The sequence below is a fragment of the Companilactobacillus tucceti DSM 20183 genome (genome assembly GCF_001434665.1).
GTDB classification, from domain to species: domain Bacteria; phylum Bacillota; class Bacilli; order Lactobacillales; family Lactobacillaceae; genus Companilactobacillus; species Companilactobacillus tucceti.
The window spans coordinates 149,979-170,356 of sequence record NZ_AZDG01000001.1; the positions used below are offsets into that span (position 1 = coordinate 149,979).

Sequence of the window (20,378 nt, forward strand, 5' to 3'; positions counted from 1 at the left end):
ATTTTAATGAATCAGCACGTATATAAACGGAGTTTTTTCATTATATTATGGGAAATTATATTTGGTGGATTCTTAATCTGGATATCAGCATTAATGTATGAAAGTTCAGGTCAAATTGAGTACGATCTATTATCACTAATAATTTTTTTGTTTGGTGTATTTGCAATAATTACTGCCATTTTACAAATCTTTAGGCGGGAAGTTTTAGTAATCGATAGTTATGGAGTGAGAGTCATTCCTAATTATTTTAAAAATAGTGTTGTTTTACCTTGGAATGAAATACTCCATGTAGAGTTAATGCGTAAATCTAACGTTAAAATTATGGTATTTTCTTTAAAAAATGGTCGAAAGATACAAATTTCATTTGCTGGAATATCTAGTCGAAAAACAAAAGAGTCTATTGAATTAATGAATAATTTCATGAATAACGAATCCGTTGGTGAAGATATATCTAAAATTTATATTGATAAAGCGACTACATCTTCATTTGGAGTTCTGCTTTTGTGGTTATTATTCCAAACTATCGCAGTGCTTTTAACTTGGCTTCATATGCTAATTTATAGTGAAGTGATTTTTAAAGGAAATATATTATCACCTTTTTTCACCACGTCTGTAATGACTGCTGTCTTTTTAATCGTCACGGATTTAAATTATTGGGTTCTTTTTAAACTTGGTTGGCATTCAACAGAAAATGGAATTCAATTACGTGGGTCAAAATGGTCTATTCAATTGCCTGCATTTATTCAAAATACTTCTGATTATTTAAATATAAGAAGTTCTGTTTCATCCAGAGCTAAGTCTTTACAAAAGATTTATGTTATTACCAGAATAATATTATTATCTTTTTCGGTTGGTGTAAGTGCTGAAGCAGCTATTTATATGATGAATTTTAATTTGAATAGTTACTTCTCGACAGTATTAATTATTGCAGTTGTGATATTTTTGATATTTATCTTTAGCATGTATAAGCAAATTTTCGCCAAAATATTTAAGTTAAAAATAATCCAGTCCGAAAATTCACATCCTCATTTTGACGACATTTAATAATGGCTTGTTTCGTGGTGGTATAGGTAGAAATAGTGTAAAATAGATAAGATGAGAATTAACTTTAAGTGATAACTGAAGTGATAGAAGGGAATAATTTATGGATCTAGATCTTGATAAATTAAAAGAACGACAAAAAAGAATTCGTAATTTTTCTATCGTAGCGCATATTGATCACGGTAAATCAACGATTGCCGATCGTATTCTAGAAAAGACTAAAACAGTTTCAAAACGTGAAATGAAAGCCCAAATTCTAGATGACATGGATCTTGAACGTGAACGTGGAATTACAATTAAATTAAATGCGGTTGAATTAGAGTACCGCGCTAAAGATGGGAAAGACTATATTTTCCATTTGATAGATACACCAGGACACGTGGATTTCTCCTATGAAGTTTCACGTTCTTTGGCTGCTTGTGAAGGTGCATTATTAGTCGTTGATGCTGCACAAGGTGTTGAAGCTCAAACTTTGGCTAATTCATATTTGGCTATTGATAATGATTTGGAAATAGTTCCAGTTATCAATAAGGTAGATTTACCATCTGCACAACCAGAAAAAGTTCAAGAAGAAATTGAAGAAATGATTGGTATTGATGCCGAGAATGCCGTTATGACTAGTGCCAAAACTGGTTTAGGTATTGATGAGTTGCTTGAAAGGATTGTTACTGATATTCCTGCTCCAGAGGGGGATATTGATAAACCTCTGAAAGCTTTAATATTTGATTCAGTTTATGATAGTTATCGCGGTGTGGTTTTAAACGTCCGTGTACGTGAAGGAATCGTTAAAGTGGGCGATACAATTGAACTAATGAGTAATAAGAAGACCTTTGAAGTTACTGAAGTTGGTGTTATGTCACCAAAAGCGGTCTCTCGTGATTATTTAATGGCTGGGGATGTTGGCTATATAACGGCCAGCATTAAATCAGTTGTAGAAACTCAAGTGGGTGATACTGTAACTTTGGCCAACAATCCTACAGAAGAACCTTTGACTGGTTATCGTAAGAGTACACCAATGGTTTATGCTGGTATGTATCCAGTTGATAATGCTAGATATGAAGATCTACATGAAGCCTTGGAAAAATTAAAGCTTAACGATGCCGCCTTAGAGTATGAGCCTGAAACATCCCAAGCTTTAGGTTTTGGTTTTCGTGTTGGGTTCTTAGGCTTACTTCACATGGATGTTGTGCAAGAACGATTAGAAAGAGAATTTGATCTTGATTTGATAATCACGTCGCCATCAGTTGATTATCATGTAACAACTACTAGTGGTGAAGAAATTGTTGTTGATAATCCTGCCGAGTTGCCTGATGCATCAGAGATAAAGGAAGTTCGTGAACCATACGTTAGAGCTGAAATAATGGTTCCTGAGGACTATGTTGGTCCAGTTATGGAACTTTGCCAGCGTAAGCGTGGACAGTTCGTTACAATGGATTATTTGGACAAATACAGAGTTAATGTAATTTACAAATTGCCACTGTTAGAAATCATTTTTGATTTCTTTGATGATTTAAAATCAAATACTAAAGGTTATGCATCACTTGATTATGATGTTGATGCATATGAGGCTAGTGATTTAGTTAAGATGGATATTCTACTTAATGGTGAAATTGTTGATGCATTGAGTTTCATTGTCCATCGTGATTTTGCTTATCAACGTGGACGTGATATTGTTTCACGTTTGAAAGAAGTAATTCCTAGACAAATGTTTGAAATTCCTGTTCAAGCAGCTATTGGTAACAAGATCGTTGCTCGTGCGACGGTTAAAGCATATCGAAAGGATGTTACTGCTAAGCTTTATGGTGGTGACCGTACTCGTCGGGATAAATTGTTGAACAAGCAAAAAGCTGGTAAGAAACGTATGAAGGAAGTTGGAAAAGTTTCAATTCCTCAAGAGGCTTTCATGTCAGTTCTAAATCTTAACAAAGGTAAGAGTGACGACTAAGCAAAATAATAATTAAATAAGATTTAAACACTTATAATAGAAATGTTATAAGTGTTTTTTTATTTGGGAGGTAAATTGATGGTAAAATCTGAAAACAAATTTGATGTCATTGTTATCGGTGCTGGGCCTGCTGGATTAGCAGAAGGATATGCATTAAATAGCGCTGGTAAAAAAGTTGCAATCGTTGAAAATTATCAATGGGGTGGCACTTGTCCTAATAGAGGATGTGATCCTAAGAAAATGCTATTGAGTGGTGTTCAAGCACGTGATCACATTGCACAACTGAAAAATAAAGGGTTCTCTGATGTGCCTTTTGTTAATTGGAGTGAAATAGAGGCATTCAAAGAAACATATACAAGTAAGATTCCTGGTGGTAGTCGTAATGGAGCAGTCAGTGCAGGAATTACCGCAATTGATGGTGAGCCTCATTTTATTGCCGAAAACCAAATTGAAGTTAATAATGAAACTTTCCAAGCTGATAATTTTGTGATTGCTACAGGTCAACGTCCTAGTCAATTAAATATTCCTGGTAAAGAGTATCTATTAACTAGTACAGATTTTATGAATTTAAAAAAGATGCCTAAGAAAATAACCTTCATTGGAGCTGGTTATATTGCCTTTGAATTAGCAACAATTGCTAGTTCAACAGGTGCACAAGTGCATATTGTTCATCATAATGACCGTCCATTAAAAGAGTTTGATAAATCCTATGTTGATGAATTAGTAAAACAACTAGAAAATCGTGGAGTTAAATTTCACTTCAATATTGATACAACGTCTATTGTTAAATCTAATGACGGTTTCACTCTGAATGCCGAGGGATTTAAGTTGGAAAGTGATTTGATCGTTGGTGCAACTGGTCGTATACCAAATACGGATAAATTGGATTTAGAAAAGTCTGGTATCAAGTATACAAATAAAGGTATTCAAGTTAACGATCATTTACAAACTACTAATACAAGAGTTTATGCAATTGGGGATGTTTTGGACAAAAAAGAACCTAAGCTGACACCAATTGCTGGGTTTGAGGCTCGCTATGTGGCTAGTGTTTTGAATAAAGATAACAGTGATAAGATTATTTATCCTGCAATTCCGACATTGGTCTATGGTAGTCCAGAGTTAGCTAAAGTCGGGATCAATACGATAGATGCGAAGGACAATGATGAATATAAGGTAGTAGATCAAGATCTAACAAAATGGTTCACCTATTATCGTACAAATGAGCCAATTGCTAAGGCGAAAGTAGTGTTTGATAAAAACAATCAGATTGTTGGTGCAACTATTATGAGTAATGAGGCTGATGAGGTTATTAATTACTTAACAATTGCTATCAATAAAAAAATGAAACATGACGAAATAGTAAATACAATTTTTGCATATCCAACGCCTGCTAGTGATCTTCAATATTTACTTTAATCAAAGAGTATAATATTCATTAGATTCTGGAGGCAGATAAATGAAAACAGAAAAGGAAAAGTTTTTAGCTGGTGAACCATATCAAATTATGGACTCAGAATTGGCTGCTGATGAGACTAGAGCTAGAAGGCTATGTAAGATCCTAAATAATTTAGATGATGCTGCTGTTTCTGAGAAGGATAGAGTTATTCGTCAGTTATTTGGATCGGTCGGTAAGAGCCCCTATATACAGCCCAATTTTAGATGTGATTTTGGATATAATATTCATGTCGGGGATAATTTTTTGTGTAATTACGACAATGTGATTTTGGATATTGCTCCAGTAACGATTGGAGATCATTGTTTAATGGCTCCGCATGCTCAAATATATGCTGCATATCATCCTTATGATCCAGTTGAAAGGGCTAATTTCATTGGTTTAGGTAAACCTGTAACGATTGGAGATAACGTCTGGATAGGAGCTAATGCAGTTATTCTACCTGGAGTAACGTTAGGAAATAATGTTATTGTTGGTGCCAACTCCACGGTCACTAAATCGTTTGGGGACAATGTAATTATTGCTGGAAGTCCTGCTAAAGTATTACGTAAAAATATGCCTAAGGACTAAATATATGAAAAGACACCCTTTGATAGCTAATCAATCAAGGGTGTCTTTATTTATTATTAAACTTAATTTTTGTGATATTATAATATAATGATTTTTAAGGAGATAAAATTATGACCATTAAATTAGTTGCTTTTGACATGGACGGAACTTTCCTAGATGATCAAAACACATATAATCACCAACGATTCGGTGAAATTTTAAAAAAACTACGTGCCAAAGATATTCATGTTGCTGCAGCAAGTGGATCACAATATCAACGGCTATTGAATCAATTTGACGAATTTAAATCCGAAATGGATTTTGTTTCACAAAATGGAGCTGTTGTTTATAGTCAAAATAAACCGCTTTTGATTCAAGCAATACCTGATGATGCAGTGGCAAAAACGTTAGATGTTATCAATAATCAATTTGAATCAACTGATATTGCTGAACATCTTGTGGTTGGAGTTAATTCGGCTTATGTCGACGAAAATATTTCTCAAGCTGCTTTTGATATGACATATAGATATTATAATGATTTAAAAAGAATTCCTGATCTTCCTACAGTCACTCCTAAACGATTGCAAGATCAAGTTACGAGTATTGGTATAACTTTTGAATCCCATGTTGATTTTGGTAAGATGATCAACAACCTTCGTGGTTCATTACCAGTAGGGTTATCAAGTCAAACATCGGGTTATAATACTGAACTTATTAGTGAAAATTCAGTTAATAAAGCTGCAGGTCTAAGAGAATTACAGAAGAAATATAATATTGCAGATGATGAAATAATGACATTTGGAGACAATGAGAATGATTTGAGTATGTTGAATCTAACTCCATATGGATATGTAGTTGATAATGCTTCAGATAAAATGAAGGAACAAGTTGATCATTATGCTGATTCAAATAATGATGAAGGTGTTCTGAATGTAATGAGCAGTTTAGTATAAAAAATCACGTTTAACATAAAAGTTAGACGTGATTTTTTTTAGAGCAACATATTAACTAATTTTTTTAAATCTTGTTTTTCAGGAATTTCTGGAAGCATATTAATATCAAAGATTGCTTGGTCTTTGTATTCTTTAACCATTACTTGAGCAGCATCGACACCACTATCAATAACTTGTTCAGCTGTTTCAGCCAATGCCTTGTCACCAGTACGTCCTGCTTCAGCAATTTTATTCATAAAATCATTACCATTTTTACCGATTGCAAAAATTACTGGTAAAGTAAATTCTCCATTTTGTAGCATATACAATGGTCCAAATTCATTTTCAGAAGTATTAATACCGATCAGATCAAAAATCTCGCTCTTGATTTGATAAGCGATTCCAATAGTTCTACCAATTTCTCCAGCAGAATCGATCAAAACATCAGATGCATGTGCCGCCTGTGCCCCAAATCTACATGCAAATTCAAACATAACTGCAGAACGTGCTTCAACTCGTTTAATATACTCAGCTATATCTTCAACTGGTTTTATCATTTCTTCATCGGCTAATAATTGATTGGTAGTAATTTCTTGAACGGCGTCAATTTTACCTTGTAAATCGTCGTCATCAGCAGAACATTTTCTAAATTCAACATCGATCAAATCGGAAAAATATTCTACCATAAAGTTCAAATTGATGGCATCAGGTCCAGCTTGATGTTTACGCATCAATTCGTTTCTTATATAAAACATTTGCGAAGCCGCAGCAGCTGATTGAAGTGAATTTTCTCTTAATTTGTCAGCCTCACCGAAGCTAGAAAATAGGTAGAAAAATGCAGCATGTAGAAATCTTCCGGAATGAAGATAACCTTTTGCCTCATTGATAATGTCATTTTTATTTAGTTCAATCAATCTGAGCATATAGTCTTCTAAATTGACTAGTTTAGTATTTAGTTTTGGAAATTGTTGGAAAGGAGATTCCATTAATTAGTACTTCCTTTATTTAAATTTATCTACTTCTACTTCGAGGTTTTCAGCGATAGGTAAGAATACTTCGGTAAAGAATTTTTGAGGGTCGAATTTCTTTTGATCTTCAATAATATCATTACAACGTTTCCAGGCATCGTTACGCATATTTGTTGCTAGATTTTTGCGAATAGAGTGTAAATGCTTTTTGAGATTTGCATCTGTTGATCCAAAGGCTTGAATATAGAAAAAGATTATTTCGTTATATGTGTTGTCTAAAATCCAGAAAAAGGTATTTCTTAGTTGAGCAATGTTCATCATTTGGGTGAAAACTTTTCCCTTTAAAATTTGCTCTTTAGTAAAGGTGCTTGCTGAAACTATAATTGAATTTACTTGACTCATATCAGCAATGTAACTAGAGTAGTGCTCCCATTGGGACTCTTTTAAATCAATTCCAATTTTTTCTTTGATATCATCTTTTGACATAGATTGAAGTTGCTTTAATGTATTTTCTCTTATGTCTTCTTTTTCTTCAACGAGTCTCTTTTCTAGATTATATAAGATAGTTTGATTCTCGTTTAAGTATTTCATGACTACCGGCCAAATAATATTATTAAAAGTATCATGAAAGTGATTAAATAGGTCATCCGTGTAGGTATTTAAAACTTGTTTGTCTGAATCTGTTCCTTTAACGTGTGATTCAAACTTAACTACAAGTGGAGTACCTTCTTTTTTGTCAGTAGAACCATATGTTACTCCGCTTTCTTTGCGTTGATTATTTTCCCATTCTTTTAATTCATTCAAATCAAGTAATCCCAAAGGCATAATTGTAATGTCAGAATGTGTGGCCATTATTTGTAGTGCAAAGGGGGTAGTGATATTTTGAGTTTCTGTGAATGATTTTAAAGTAACACGTAATTTTTTTTGATTATCCAAGTGATCTTCAGGATCGGCATAGAAGGCTGAAGATTGAATTGGTGAATTTTCAAATCTATCATTTATTTGCTTTTTTAAATCGTTAATATCCATTTATTTATCTTCCTCATTAGTATCATATTTAACTTTTAATTCTTGTAATTTTTTTAGACCCTCATCAGTTAGAGTGGCATTTTTTAAAGTAACAGTTGCAAGTGAATAGTTTTCAATAGCTTCAATTTTTAGATTTTCAAACCAATCACTATTTTGTACTTCTTCGACAGTCTTATATAACATTGATGTCTTATTAAGTTGTCTATTAGAAGTAAAATAATTTCGATCGACGTCTTTTAGTAATTGATATATAGATTCTTCCATAGTTACATTAATTGTCATAATTGATTCTCCATTCCTATTTAGTTATATTTTACCGAAAGTTTAAATAATAAAAAATTAGTAAAATTCCTAAGTTAAAAGAATTTATTAGTCTGTTATGATAAAAAAGTAATAATATTAATATATGGAGGGAATATTATGTCAAAGAAAATTTTAATTAGCGGTCTACATTGTGAGAAATGCCCAATACATATCGCAGAAATGATTAAAGATATACCAGGAGTTGAAAAACAAGAAAAAGATATGGACAAAATGACTTTAACTCTTACAGGTAATATGGATCTAGCAAAGATACAAGCTGCTTTGAGTAGTAAACCATTTACTGTTGAGGAAATTGCTTGATTAAGTCTGCTTCAAATAAAAAGGCTCAACTTTTAGGAGTTGAGCTTAATTTAATTTCATTATTGTTCAGTAGTATTAGTCCAGTACTTAATAAGTTCTCATTAGTAAGTTTAAATCCTATTTTAGGTGCTTTACTAACGAGTGTCTTTGCGGCAATTTTGAATTTGATTTTGGTCTATGTAATGTATCATGATTTTTCTATTATAAAAAATAAATGGGTGATTTTTTTAGGATTATCCAATGCCATTGGTGTTATTTTACAATATGTTGCTTTATCGTTACTAAGTCCGGTTACAGTTACCTTAATAGCACGTATTTACTTGGTTTACGTTTTTGTATTATCATATATTTTCTTAAAAGAGAAATTAAATAAGTTAGATTATTTAGCAATTGTGTTATGTATAGCAGGTTCTATCTTTGTTTCTCAAGGTAGAATTCAAATTGACAGTGTTTGGGGAATCCTTTGTGCATTTATTTACCCATTGATGTATGCCATCAATAATATTATTGCCAAATATTTGGTACACGACAATAATCCAGGAAACGTGTTATTTTATAATCACTTAGTTTCAGCAGCAATGCTTTTGATTTATGCATTATTTGTTCCAGGTACATTTTCTGGAATTCAAACAAGAGCCGTAACATTCAACTTTTTTGGAGCATTCTTTAATGGATTCTTATCATTACTATTGTTCTACACTAGTTTGAAATATATTACAGCTGGTAAAGCTAATATTGTGCGTGCCTTGGGTCCAATTGTAGTAATTATCTATTCTTACTTCTTCTTCCCAATTCAAATTACAACTAATATTATTTTAGGTGCATTATTATTAATTGCTTCGACAGCTATAGTAACATTTACTAAAACTGATAAAGCTTAAATATAATCTCATATGAGAGTGAGACGAAACATAACTTTTTCCACTCTCGTATGAGATTTTTTTATCTAATTAGGGAATTAACTAATTAAATTTACTAGAGATCTTTGAAATAATGTAACTAAGATAGTGAGGGATATATATGGAAAAATTATATGATAGCTACGGTCGACTACATGATTATGTTCGTCTTTCAATTACAGATAGATGCAATTTACGTTGTGTTTATTGCATGCCAAAAGAGGGGCTTCCTTTTTTCCCAACGGATAAAGTCCTATCACAAGATGAAATAGTTAAATTAATTGAGAATTTTTCAGAAATGGGTGTTACAAAAGTCAGGATCACTGGAGGGGAGCCTTTATTAAGAACCGATTTAGTTGATATTGTTAGACGAATTAAAAATGTCGATGGTATTGATGATATTTCGATAACAACTAATGGTTTATTTTTAGCAAAAAAGGCTAAAGCTCTTAAAGAGGCAGGATTAGATCGATTAAATATAAGTTTAGATACTTTCAAACCAGATAGATATAATGAAATAACTCGTGGGGGAAGTATTGATCAGGTTTTAGAAGGAATCGAAGTTGCCAGTGAATTGAATTTCAAAAAGATAAAGTTGAATGTTGTGTTGATCAAAGGCCAAAATGACGATGAAATATTAGACTTTTTAGAATATACTAGAAACCATAATGTGAACGTTAGATTTATTGAGTTTATGCCAATTGGTAATCCTATTAAAATGTGGAAAAAAGAGTACATTGGACTAGATAATGTATTCAAAATATGCAAAGAAAATAACTTTGAATATACGCCAATCGAACTGAACGGTAATGGTCCTTCAGATAATTATCAAATTTCTCAATTTAAAGGAAGTTTTGGTTTGATCCATCCTATCAGCGCTAAGTTCTGTGAAAATTGTAATCGAATGAGGATTACGGCTGATGGGTATGTTAAAGCTTGTTTGTATTGGAATGAAGAAATTAATATTAGAGAAGCCATATCTGATAAAAAAGAATTTCGTCGATTAATTCAAAAATCATTAGATAATAAGCCCTTGAATCATGAGATGGCAATGGATGAGGCAGATAAGATCATTGATAAAGCCCCAACATGGCGTCATATGAGTCAAATAGGTGGATAATACTGATATTGTTGGCTTTGTCGATAAGAAAATGCTTACAAAAGCTAGTTTTACACTGTAAAATTTACTTAATTTATAATATTATAAATATAATGATAAAGTTTTTCAGATTGATAAATTGTCGACCTAATAGGCAGATTTTGGAGAAATAGCTGTGAAAGAAATAAACATTGATGTATTCATAAAACGTCGTAAACAACTTAAATTATCACAAGTAAAACTTTGTGAAGGAATATGTACTCAAGCAACGCTAAGTAAATTTGAGAATAATGGTCGTGTACCATCGTTGTCTATCTTAAATAAGCTTTGTGTTCGCTTGGGTCTTATTGTTGACGATTTATATCAAAGTTCAACTGCAAATACCTCTAGATTGCATGATCTACTTGATACTGCAGAAAAGAAATTGATGATGGAAGATTATCAAGAGGTTATTAAATTATTAGGGGAGATAGACCCAGAAAAAATTGAATTTGCTCCATTGAAAACTCAATTTTATTATTTAAGAGGCTTATTGAATGCATTGACGAATCAACAGCCTGTTGACGTTCTTTTTGATTTCTCACAAATTCTTGATGATTTGGATGATGAACATAGTACTATTTTTACGCAATTAGCTTATGTCGGTTCAGGAATTATGTATTCTCGAAAAAAACAATATGATAAGGCAGATTTCTACTTTGATAAAATTTGTCAATTTATAGAGGAATATCGTCAAAATTCTAATCCTGATGAAGAGGATAAAGATAATTATTATTTGAGAATATTGACGTTGATTTTCTTCACGGCTGAATATCATGCTCAAAAAGATAACTTTAGAGATAGCGATAATTTAGTTAAGTTAGGTATCAAACTGTGTTCTGAGTACCATGTTACGTATTACTTGCCAAGATTAAAGTTGTTAGAAACACAAAATGCTATCAGCGAATCTAAACCACGTGATCTTATTGCGCAATTAATGAGTGAAACTTTAGCGTTTGGGCGTATTAATAATAACCAAGTTGTTGAAGTTAGGTTAGCAGCTATTAAAAAGAAGTTTGAAAATGAGAATAAATAAAATGAATTTGGAAAAAACATAGCTTTTTCCGTCTAAAATAAATGGCACCAGTAATCCGATTTTGGATTGCTGGTGCCATTTTCCTTAATGCTCGAAAGCTGAACATGTTTTGTCCCACTCTAAACTAAAATTCTATTAAATGATGGTGTATTGCATAACGAACTAAATCAGTTCGTGAATCTAGTTCCAATTTTTTTATGATACTAGCTTTGTGTGCTTCAACCGTCTTAGTTGAAATAAACATTTGACTAGCAATTTCTTTATTAGAATAGCCTAGAGCTATAAGAGGGAAGATTTCTTTTTCACGTTTTGAAAGACCATTGTAACCTTCAAGATCAACATCAACTCCATCGGAATTGATTTGCTGAATATCATTTTTGGTTATTTTTATATTTTGATCGATGTAATTTTCACCATTAGATAGAGATTTAAGTGCTTTTAGCAATTCTTCATCAGATGAACTTTTCAAAACATAAGACATTGCACCGTTATGAATGGCTTTATTGATGTATTCTTGTTCCTCATGCATTGATAGAATCAATATTCTAACATCGGGATAGTGTTCATGGATACGTTTAGTTGTTATCAGTCCGCTTTCACCAGGTGGCATACTAAGATCCATAATTAAAATATCGATTCCACCTTGTTCAACCCTTAGATATGTGTCAGTTCCATTAGCTTCTTCGTCTACGACTTCAAAATTGGCTTGTTGATTTACCAGAAATGATAGGCCGGACCTGACAATTGCATGATCGTCTGCAATTAAAACCTTATACATATTTGCCTCCCTCTAAGCAATTGGAAATTTAACAGTAATTGTTGTTCCTTCGCCTGATTTAGAATCTATTTTGAAAGCACCGTTAAACGTTTTTACTCGTTCATTCATATTCATTAGTCCCATTGATCGACCATTAAAATGTTGATATTTTGGTACATCAAAACCATCACCATCATCAATAATTTCTAAAGTAATAAAGTGATCATGAGAGACTAGCAGAATTGCAATCTCATCAGCATTAGCATGTTTCAAAGCGTTATTGATAGATTCTTGAGTTATTCGATACAAAACGCTTTGGATGTCATTTGATAAGTTTCTAGTGTCAGCATTACCAGCAACGTTTATTGTTACGCCGGAGTTCTCCTGTAAACGTTTTGCCAAAACTTTTAATGCCGCTAGTAATCCAAAGTTATCAAGAACAGAAGGTCTAATATCAAGTGCCATTTCTTTGACCTCTGTCAAAGTGTCATTTAGCTGTGACTCGATTACTGTTGTTAATTCTTTTAGTTGTTCTTTAGTAAATTCATTATTTTCTAGTCGTCTAACACCCATAATTGCAGAATAAACACCTTGAGCAATACTGTCATGGAGATCCTCTGAAATTCTCTTGCGTTCTTTTTCATAAGCTCTATTTACGTATTGGGTCAGTTTTCTTTGTTGAGCCAATTGATCCATTCGATCAATAGTTCCACGATTTTTTAAAGTTAGTGAAAATACTTTTTCATCTTGATCTATTACGTTATATATCATGAAGTAGTTTAGAGGATGTGACATATCCTTAGCTAAAGTTATTGGAATTGATATTTCTTTCATCTTGTTTTGAATAATGCAACTGAAACAATTATCAGTTGGTGAAAATTTTTGTTTGACAGATGAATCTGCTACTTCTACTAAATATTGTGGATTCATATTTAGTTCATTTTGTAAGTCTTTAGCAATTTGATTACTAAGAATTAGTTCTTCATCTTTAAATATCATAATTGCATCGGTAGAATCATTAAAATAATTGTTGATCCATTGTGTAGTTTCAAGCAAAAAAATAACCCTCCTCAAATAACTTAATTAAAGGTATTGAGAAAGGGTTAGAGCAGATTGCTCTGAAACTTTTTTATTATCAAAACGATATCCTGCTAGTAATACTCCACGTACTAATTTAGTTAATGGAGAAATAATCGGCACTGCAATCGCCGATTGAAGCGATTCAGACTTAGCAATAGGGGTGTACATTTCATCAGAATATTGATAATGATCCAAATTATTATCCCAAAATGGTTTACCAGTTCTTACGACTAGTCCGGCAATCCCAATACCACTTCTCAAGACGATTTTTCTAAACTTTTCATTAGTGTTACCAGCCACAAAGTCCCATTTGATTAAATGGGGTGATTGTGTTGATTGGAGTGCGATTCCCACAAAATCAAATTGTTCTTTTTGGTAAATTTTATCAACGATCAATTGATAGTCATTTTGACTACGTAATTGTTCTGAATTCACGTCTTGCACCTCCTTATAATAACATTGTTAAATTGTTTTGAACGATTATACATTAAAGTTTTATCATTTTTTATTCACTTATGGAATATTTAATATGAATATCTATACATTAAAACATATCACCACTACTAAAGCTAAGTGGTAGACATTGAATCTCCTGAGTTATGAATTTTTCTAAAGAGAAGTCGTCTAAACTTAGATATTGGAACAAGTCATAATTATCAATATTGAAATGACTGATAGTGTAGTAACTCTTGTTAATTGTTGCAGCGTAACAATTTGAATTGTTTGATAGATTGGTTAATACAGTTGTTTTTACTTGGCTGTAATTTGTTGATAGAGTTAGATAATCAGTTTGATCAGGGAACTGGGAACTTACTGCATAAATTTCACTTAGACAATTACTCTTTTCAAATGGTTGTTGTTGAGAAATTATAATAAGATTTTTTTGCTTTTTTAAAGTGTTTTTCAGATTTTTATTTTGGGATACGATTACAACAGTGTTTGAGACTAATAAAAGTTTATTGGCGGTAATTTGGATTTCTTGAGTTGTAGCTTGATCAGAATTTAAAACTATACCGATCATTATTTATCCTGGTAAATGAAGTGACCACTTTTACCGCCATTTTTTTCAACTAGGTGAACGTCAGTTATAATCATGCCTCGATCAATTGCCTTACACATATCATAAATAGTTAGTAGGGCAGTTTGTGCAGCAAGTATTGCTTCAATTTCAACACCAGTTACATGTTTTGTTTTAACTATTGTAGTTATAGTAATCGTATCTTTATTGTTGTCCTCAAATTTAATATCCACACCAGTCAATGGGATTAAATGACACATTGGGATCAATTGGCTTGTCTGTTTAGCAGCCATGATACCAGCAATTTGTGCGACCGCTAAAACATCTCCCTTTTTTATCTTTCCATCATGAATTCTAGATAAAGTATTTGGATGCATAGTGATTTTTCCAGTTGCTTGTGCCATTCTTGAGGTTACGTCTTTGTCAGTAACATCGACCATCTTTGCTCTATTTTGGTCGTTGAAATGTGTTAAATTATCCATCTGACGGCCTCCTTTAAAATTTGATATAGCTCTTATTGACCAAAGTATAGCAAATAGGCCACCTCCCTGATATTAGGGAAATGGCCTATCTTTATTAATATATTTATCCATTTTGCCTTTTTGCGCGTTCAGCCATCATTTTTGCCTCACATTTGTAATCGCAAGCAGCACACTTTCCTTTTTTGGATTTCTGAGCAACTTTGTAAATTTCATAACCTGCAAAGCTGATAATAATAAGTGCGATAATAATATTTGTGAATATTGACATTTACTTTCTCCTTTTTTATAAGAATAATGATCCAACTTGAAAAATTATAAATGATAGAGCATACGCAATTAAAATACTGGAAAAGACAGAATATACTGCCCATTTAGTGGATCCTGTTTCTGATTTAATAGTACCGATCGTGGCGAAGCAGGGTACATATAAAAGAATAAAAACTAATAATGCATATGCAGAGATGGGTGTAAATAATTGGCCGAATGTTGCAATTAAAGTTGTTTGACTAGTTGTATGGAAGAGAACCATCATACTAGAGCTAATTACTTCCTTTGCTAAAATTCCAGTGAATAATGCGCTAATAGCTTCCCAAGAGGTTATTCCAATTGGAACAAATAATGGCAATAAAAATTGACCTAGAATAGCTGAAAAGCTTTTATCGATGTTAGTAACGAATCCGCTAGGGCCAAAGTTTGATAGTAACCAGATAAGAACAGTACCAGCAAAAATTATAGTACCAGCTTTTCTAACAAATCCCTTACTTTTATCCCAAGTACCACGCCAGATAATATCAAATCTTGGTAAATGATATTGGGGTAATTCGACGATAAAGACGGTATTTTCTTTTACATGAAAAATTAGTTGATAAAATTTTGCCATCGCTAATGCAACAATAATTCCTAAAAAGTAAATTGATAAAACAATCAAAGCTTGATTTTTGGGGAAGAATGCTGCTACAAACAAACTGTAAATTGGTAACCTAGCTGAACAGCTCATGAATGGAGATATCAGTGTTGTTATTAATCTTTCCTTAGGTTGTTCAATAGTTCTCGCTGCCATGATTCCCGTAACATTACAGCCAAAACCAATAATTAGCGGAATAAAAGCTTTACCATTCAGTCCTATAGCTTGCATGACTCTATCTGTAACCAGAGCAGCTCTTGCCATATAACCGGAGTCTTCTAGTATAGAGATACAAGCGAACAAGACCATTATTTGAGGAATAAAAGTTAATACGCCGCCAACTCCAGCAATTATCCCATCAACTATTAGTGAGCGAAGAAAAGGTAAGGCACCGATATTTTTAAGAAAAATATCAGAGTAATGAGAAATAGGACCTGATAAAAATGCATTTAGTTGATCTGACAGAGGAGTTCCGATCCAATCAAATGATAATTTGAACATCAAATAAAAAATGGCTATAAAAATCGGTAATCCTAAAATTGGGTTAGTAACAACTTTGTCTATCTTAGAGGTTATTTCAACATTACTAGTTGAAGAAATATTTTCTCTGGCTTCATTTAATGTTTCTTCAATGAAACTTAACCTAGTTTGAAATATTTTTTCTTCAAATTCGTTCTTATCAAACATATCGGCCTTATCGAGCAAAGGTTTAAAATCATTTTTTAAAGCATATTGTCTTACGACTTTGTTCTTGTTCATAAACTGTATAGTTAGCCAAGATGCAAAGTGTTCAGAAATTTGGTAATTATCAACTAGACTTTTAGTTGCTTTATTTATCTCTGCTTTTATTTCACTTGGATAATTAAGATCAAGATTTGTATGGGGGAGATTTTCGACAGGAACATTTTTAATTTCTTCTCGTAGTTGTTCAATTCCATCATGATTTCTTGCGTTAGTTGTTTTAACAACACATCCTAGTTTGTCAGCTAAGGTTTTAATATCGTAGTAAATACCAGAACGCTTAAGATCATCGATCATATTTAATGCGAGAATAACTGGTTTTCCAAATTCTAATAATTCAATTGAAAGAAGTAAATTTCGTTTGAGTTGATTGGCATTAGTGACATTTAATATAACATCTGCATCGTTTTGTAAAAGATAATTAATGGCAACGGATTCATCTTTGGTGATAGGATTTAGTGAATAGATACCAGGAAGATCAACGACAACTATTTCAGTGTGCTTGATGCTGCCCATCTTTTTCTCCACTGTTACGCCAGTCCAGTTACCAACATAAGCATATGAATCGGTGAGTTGATTAAAGAGGGTTGTTTTCCCTGTGTTGGGATTACCCATTAAAGCAACAGTCGTCATTCAGAGATACCTCCCATCAATAGTTTAAAGACTTTGTAGCGTAGACCAATTCTTTGATGGTCTATTTCTACGATAACAGGGCCGTGAAATGGGAGAAATCTAACAATAGTCATTTGACTTCCAACATGAATACCCAGGCTATGTAATCTCTGTTCAGTTTGACTATCAAGATAATCAAGGTCTTTTACCTGATATGTTTTAGTTATGTATTGTTCAGAAATAAGTTGCATTTAATTCACGCTCCTTAAACAAATATTCCAAAAATGAATAAAAAATATCTATTAGTGAAATAATTAACTTTACGCATATTATGCAATAATTTCTGTGGTTTGTATATAAGCAAAATGACTAATTAATTCTACAAAAATGTGCATTTTTGAGATTAAAGTGTTTAATATTATATATAGAATGAATATTGAACTTATTCAGGGAGGAAGATATGAAAGAGGGAATTTTAGAAAGCATTGAGACGGCAGCAAATTATCACGGAGAGTCACATTGGTTAGTGGATCGAAGATTAGATGCAACGAAAAAAATCATTGATCTTCCTAAAATGTTAAAATTGGTGACTCCAAGTTTTAAAAGATCCGATAGAGACTTAATCAAATCTGAAGCAAATTCAAATAAGACGGTTGTACAAGTAGGACAAAGAGTCATTAAAAATGATTTACCAGATGAATTAGATGAAAAAGGTGTGATACTGACTGATATTTTTACCGCCTTACGTGAACATCCTCGTCTAATACAAAGATACTTTATGGATAAAGTCATTAACTATGATGAATCCGATTTTACTCGTTATCATTTATCGATGATAAATTCTGGAATATTCCTATATATCCCAAAAGAAGTTAAAATAAAACAACCAATTGAAATTCAGTTAGTTCAAGATAGTACGACCGAAGTTCCTATGATTAGTCATATTCTGGTTGTTGCAGAAGAAGAAAGTGAAGTTACTTTTAAACAGTCTTCAAAAACTGTCGGCAACAATTCCAATCTAGTGCAGTCATTTGTAGAGATATTAGCTCGAGCAAATAGCGTTGTTAATTATGAATCCATTGATGAATTTTCCCAAAATAGCCAAGTTTATTTTAAAAATAGGGGATTTTTGAATCGTAAATCAAAGATTAACTGGAATATTTCTATAAAAAATAAGAATAAGACCGTTGGTGAAATTTCTAATAATCTTTTTGGATCTGAGTCTTCTGCCAATATCAAGTTAGATTCACAAAACAATAATAATAAAATTGATTTGCCAGTAAAGAAACATGGGAAAAATGTTAACTATACCGAGACAATTGTTTAAAAAAATAAGTTTGTCACTTGACAAAATGATTTATAAATAATATCGTTGTGTCATGAATTAACATTTGGATCATTAGTAAATACGACCGATCACAGAGAGCCTGTCATGCTGAGAACCAGGTATCGAAGTCATTTACGAACCTACCAATTGACTTTATCGTTGTAATGACGATACGCATATCGGCGTTAATGATTTGAGTGAATCTTTATATTGAAGATTAATTAAGGTGGTACCACGGAAAGCTGTTTCGTCCTTTTAGGATGGAACAGCTTTTTTATTTTCTAAAAATTTAGGAGGATGTAAGATGTCAGATTTACAAAAAACAGATTTTTCAAAATGGTATATTCAAACAATCCAAAATGCTGATTTAATGTCATATTTACCAGTTAGAGGATGCATTATTTTCAAGCCGGACGGGTATGAACTTTGGGAAAGAATTCAACAAAGATTCAATGCTTACTTGAAGAGTCAAGGTATCAGAAATGCATATTTCCCAATGCTTATTCCAAAGCATTTCTTTGAAAAAGAAGAAGAGCATATTGAAGGATTTGCACCAGAATTACCTTGGATGACACAAGTTGGTGATGAAAAGCTTGAAGAACCTTATGCCTTACGTCCAACTTCAGAAACAATGATCGGTAATGCATTTAGTGATTGGATTCAATCATACCGTGATTTGCCTTATGAAATTAACCAATGGGCTAATGTTTTCCGCTGGGAAAAGAAGACACTTCCATTCATGAGAACTTCAGAGTTCCTATGGCAAGAAGGACATACAGCACATGCATCAGAAGAAGATGCTCGTAAGAGAACTCTAAGTGTTCTTGATGCTTATACTGATTTGATTGAGAATTTCTTGGATATTCCAGTATATAAAGGTCAAAAGACACCTTCAGAACGCTTTGCTGGTGCGGTTGATACATATTCAGCTGAATCAATGATGCGTGATGGAAAGGCCGTTCAAGCTGGTACATCACATTATCTTGGTAATAACTTTGCTGAATCATTTGATATCAAATATCTTGATAAAGACAATCAAATGAAATATGTATTCACAACTTCATGGGGTATTTCAACACGTTTGATTGGTGCTATGATCATGGAACATGGTGATGAAAATGGTTTGGTATTGCCTCCAGCAATTGCTCCAACGCAAGTTGTCTTGATTCCAGTTGGTCCATGGCAAAAGAATCCTGAGATTATGGAAAAATTGACAACCATAGAAGAAAGTCTTAAGGCTAAAGATATTAGAGTACAAATTGATGATACTGATTCTTCACCTGGTTATAAATTTAATGATTGGGAACAAAAGGGAGTTCCAATGCATGTTGAATTTGGACCTCGTGATTTGAAGAATGATTCAGCTGTTATCAAGATGCGTGATTTAGATGATAAAGAATCTGTTTCACTAGATGGTATTGAAGATAAAATTGCTGATGAATTGAAAGTTATGCAAAAACGTCTTCTTGAATCAGCTCGTGCACGTAATAAAGCTAATGAATATTATGATATTGACACTCTTGATGACCTTAAGAAACACATCGAAACAAAGAAAGAAGCCAATGAAACTCCTGGATTTGTCTTGATTGGTTGGGATGGAACAGCTGAAACTGAAGCTAAGATCAAAGAAGAAACTGGATTTACAACAAGAAATATTCCTTTCAATCCACCAATGGAAAAGAAAGTTGATATTGTAAGTGGTAAACCTGCCAAATATACTGTTTGGATCGCACGTGCATATTAAAATAGGCATTGTAAAACAGTAGTAAAATAAAAAGAGAGTGTGCCGACACATGGTCAGCTTTCGAGCATTAAGACAAACAAGCTCATCAATCCGATTTTG

Annotated in this window: 22 protein-coding genes and 1 other annotated feature; of the genes, 11 read left to right on the forward strand and 11 right to left on the reverse strand. The window is 32.7% G+C overall.

What is annotated here, in order from left to right; translation table 11 throughout:
* Window positions 1-6 precede the first annotated feature (6 nt).
* The 5 genes from FC72_RS00765 (at window position 7) to FC72_RS00785 (ending at window position 5,941) form a co-directional block, all read left to right on the forward strand.
* On the forward strand, window positions 7-1,044 hold the full coding sequence (locus FC72_RS00765) for a hypothetical protein (protein ID WP_057763760.1): 1,038 nt from the start codon (window positions 7-9) through the stop codon (window positions 1,042-1,044).
* A 100-nt stretch (window positions 1,045-1,144) separates the two neighbouring features.
* Entirely contained in the window at window positions 1,145-2,986 is a 1,842-nt protein-coding gene (gene lepA / locus FC72_RS00770; protein ID WP_057763762.1) for a translation elongation factor 4, read from the forward strand.
* Between the two features lie 78 nt (window positions 2,987-3,064).
* Window positions 3,065-4,402 carry a dihydrolipoyl dehydrogenase family protein gene (locus FC72_RS00775; protein WP_057763764.1) on the forward strand — a complete coding sequence of 446 codons (1,338 nt, stop codon included), beginning with the start codon at window positions 3,065-3,067 and terminating at the stop codon, window positions 4,400-4,402.
* 40 nt (window positions 4,403-4,442) lie between these two features.
* Window positions 4,443-5,009 (forward strand): sugar O-acetyltransferase, encoded by a 567-nt coding sequence (locus FC72_RS00780; protein WP_057763766.1) that lies wholly within the window; start codon window positions 4,443-4,445, stop codon window positions 5,007-5,009.
* A 110-nt stretch (window positions 5,010-5,119) separates the two neighbouring features.
* Complete coding sequence (locus FC72_RS00785; RefSeq protein ID WP_057763768.1) at window positions 5,120-5,941, forward strand: Cof-type HAD-IIB family hydrolase; 822 nt, start codon at window positions 5,120-5,122, stop codon at window positions 5,939-5,941.
* Window positions 5,942-5,979: 38 nt separating this feature from the next.
* Here FC72_RS00785 and FC72_RS00790 read toward each other — a convergent pair whose 3' ends face one another.
* The 3 genes from FC72_RS00790 to FC72_RS00800 are packed head-to-tail and all read right to left on the reverse strand — an operon-like array spanning window position 5,980 to window position 8,199.
* Complete coding sequence (locus tag FC72_RS00790; RefSeq protein ID WP_057763770.1) at window positions 5,980-6,906, reverse strand: polyprenyl synthetase family protein; 927 nt, start codon at window positions 6,904-6,906, stop codon at window positions 5,980-5,982.
* 15 nt (window positions 6,907-6,921) lie between these two features.
* Entirely contained in the window at window positions 6,922-7,917 is a 996-nt protein-coding gene (locus tag FC72_RS00795; protein WP_057763772.1) for a hypothetical protein, read from the reverse strand.
* Complete coding sequence (locus FC72_RS00800; RefSeq protein ID WP_057763774.1) at window positions 7,918-8,199, reverse strand: hypothetical protein; 282 nt, start codon at window positions 8,197-8,199, stop codon at window positions 7,918-7,920.
* Between the two features lie 138 nt (window positions 8,200-8,337).
* Between FC72_RS00800 and FC72_RS00805 the strand changes: the two genes are divergently transcribed.
* From FC72_RS00805 to FC72_RS00820, 4 genes are all read left to right on the forward strand, one after another.
* The gene (locus FC72_RS00805) at window positions 8,338-8,541 is read left to right on the forward strand and encodes a heavy-metal-associated domain-containing protein (protein WP_057763776.1); all 204 of its coding nucleotides are present in this window, start codon (window positions 8,338-8,340) and stop codon (window positions 8,539-8,541) included.
* Window positions 8,541-9,422 carry a DMT family transporter gene (locus FC72_RS00810; protein WP_057763934.1) on the forward strand — a complete coding sequence of 294 codons (882 nt, stop codon included), beginning with the start codon at window positions 8,541-8,543 and terminating at the stop codon, window positions 9,420-9,422. The genes FC72_RS00805 and FC72_RS00810 overlap by 1 nt, the downstream gene beginning before the upstream one ends.
* A 139-nt stretch (window positions 9,423-9,561) precedes the next feature.
* The gene (gene moaA / locus FC72_RS00815; RefSeq protein WP_057763777.1) at window positions 9,562-10,560 is read left to right on the forward strand and encodes a GTP 3',8-cyclase MoaA; all 999 of its coding nucleotides are present in this window, start codon (window positions 9,562-9,564) and stop codon (window positions 10,558-10,560) included.
* 163 nt (window positions 10,561-10,723) lie between these two features.
* Window positions 10,724-11,614: a helix-turn-helix domain-containing protein gene (locus FC72_RS00820; protein WP_057763936.1), complete on the forward strand. Its 891-nt coding sequence runs from the start codon at window positions 10,724-10,726 to the stop codon at window positions 11,612-11,614.
* 124 nt (window positions 11,615-11,738) lie between these two features.
* Here the strand turns inward: FC72_RS00820 and FC72_RS00825 are convergent, their stop codons facing one another.
* The 8 genes from FC72_RS00825 to FC72_RS00855 form a co-directional block, all read right to left on the reverse strand.
* Entirely contained in the window at window positions 11,739-12,392 is a 654-nt protein-coding gene (locus tag FC72_RS00825; RefSeq protein ID WP_057763779.1) for a response regulator, read from the reverse strand.
* Between the two features lie 12 nt (window positions 12,393-12,404).
* Window positions 12,405-13,427, reverse strand: coding sequence for a sensor histidine kinase (locus FC72_RS00830; protein ID WP_057763781.1), 1,023 nt, complete (start codon window positions 13,425-13,427; stop codon window positions 12,405-12,407).
* 27 nt (window positions 13,428-13,454) lie between these two features.
* Entirely contained in the window at window positions 13,455-13,886 is a 432-nt protein-coding gene (locus FC72_RS00835) for a GAF domain-containing protein (protein ID WP_057763783.1), read from the reverse strand.
* A gap of 109 nt (window positions 13,887-13,995) precedes the next feature.
* Window positions 13,996-14,472 carry a hypothetical protein gene (locus FC72_RS00840; protein ID WP_057763785.1) on the reverse strand — a complete coding sequence of 159 codons (477 nt, stop codon included), beginning with the start codon at window positions 14,470-14,472 and terminating at the stop codon, window positions 13,996-13,998.
* Window positions 14,472-14,951: a cyclic pyranopterin monophosphate synthase MoaC gene (moaC, locus tag FC72_RS00845; protein WP_057763787.1), complete on the reverse strand. Its 480-nt coding sequence runs from the start codon at window positions 14,949-14,951 to the stop codon at window positions 14,472-14,474. Before moaC ends, FC72_RS00840 begins: the two co-directional genes overlap by 1 nt.
* 103 nt (window positions 14,952-15,054) lie before the next feature.
* A complete protein-coding gene (locus FC72_RS10610) occupies window positions 15,055-15,219 on the reverse strand; it encodes a FeoB-associated Cys-rich membrane protein (protein ID WP_083480702.1) in 165 nt (54 codons plus the stop codon).
* 15 nt (window positions 15,220-15,234) lie between these two features.
* Window positions 15,235-17,229, reverse strand: coding sequence for a ferrous iron transport protein B (feoB, locus tag FC72_RS00850; protein WP_057763789.1), 1,995 nt, complete (start codon window positions 17,227-17,229; stop codon window positions 15,235-15,237).
* On the reverse strand, window positions 17,226-17,459 hold the full coding sequence (locus FC72_RS00855; RefSeq protein ID WP_057763791.1) for a FeoA family protein: 234 nt from the start codon (window positions 17,457-17,459) through the stop codon (window positions 17,226-17,228). Before FC72_RS00855 ends, feoB begins: the two co-directional genes overlap by 4 nt.
* A gap of 209 nt (window positions 17,460-17,668) precedes the next feature.
* Here FC72_RS00855 and FC72_RS00860 point away from each other — a divergent pair, with 209 nt between their 5' ends.
* Both FC72_RS00860 and proS read left to right on the forward strand, forming a co-directional pair.
* Entirely contained in the window at window positions 17,669-18,535 is an 867-nt protein-coding gene (locus FC72_RS00860; RefSeq protein ID WP_057763793.1) for a SufD family Fe-S cluster assembly protein, read from the forward strand.
* A 50-nt stretch (window positions 18,536-18,585) separates the two neighbouring features.
* Window positions 18,586-18,793, forward strand: a binding site (T-box leader).
* A gap of 46 nt (window positions 18,794-18,839) precedes the next feature.
* On the forward strand, window positions 18,840-20,279 hold the full coding sequence (gene proS / locus FC72_RS00865) for a proline--tRNA ligase (protein ID WP_057763795.1): 1,440 nt from the start codon (window positions 18,840-18,842) through the stop codon (window positions 20,277-20,279).
* The last annotated feature ends 99 nt before the right edge of the window (window positions 20,280-20,378 follow it).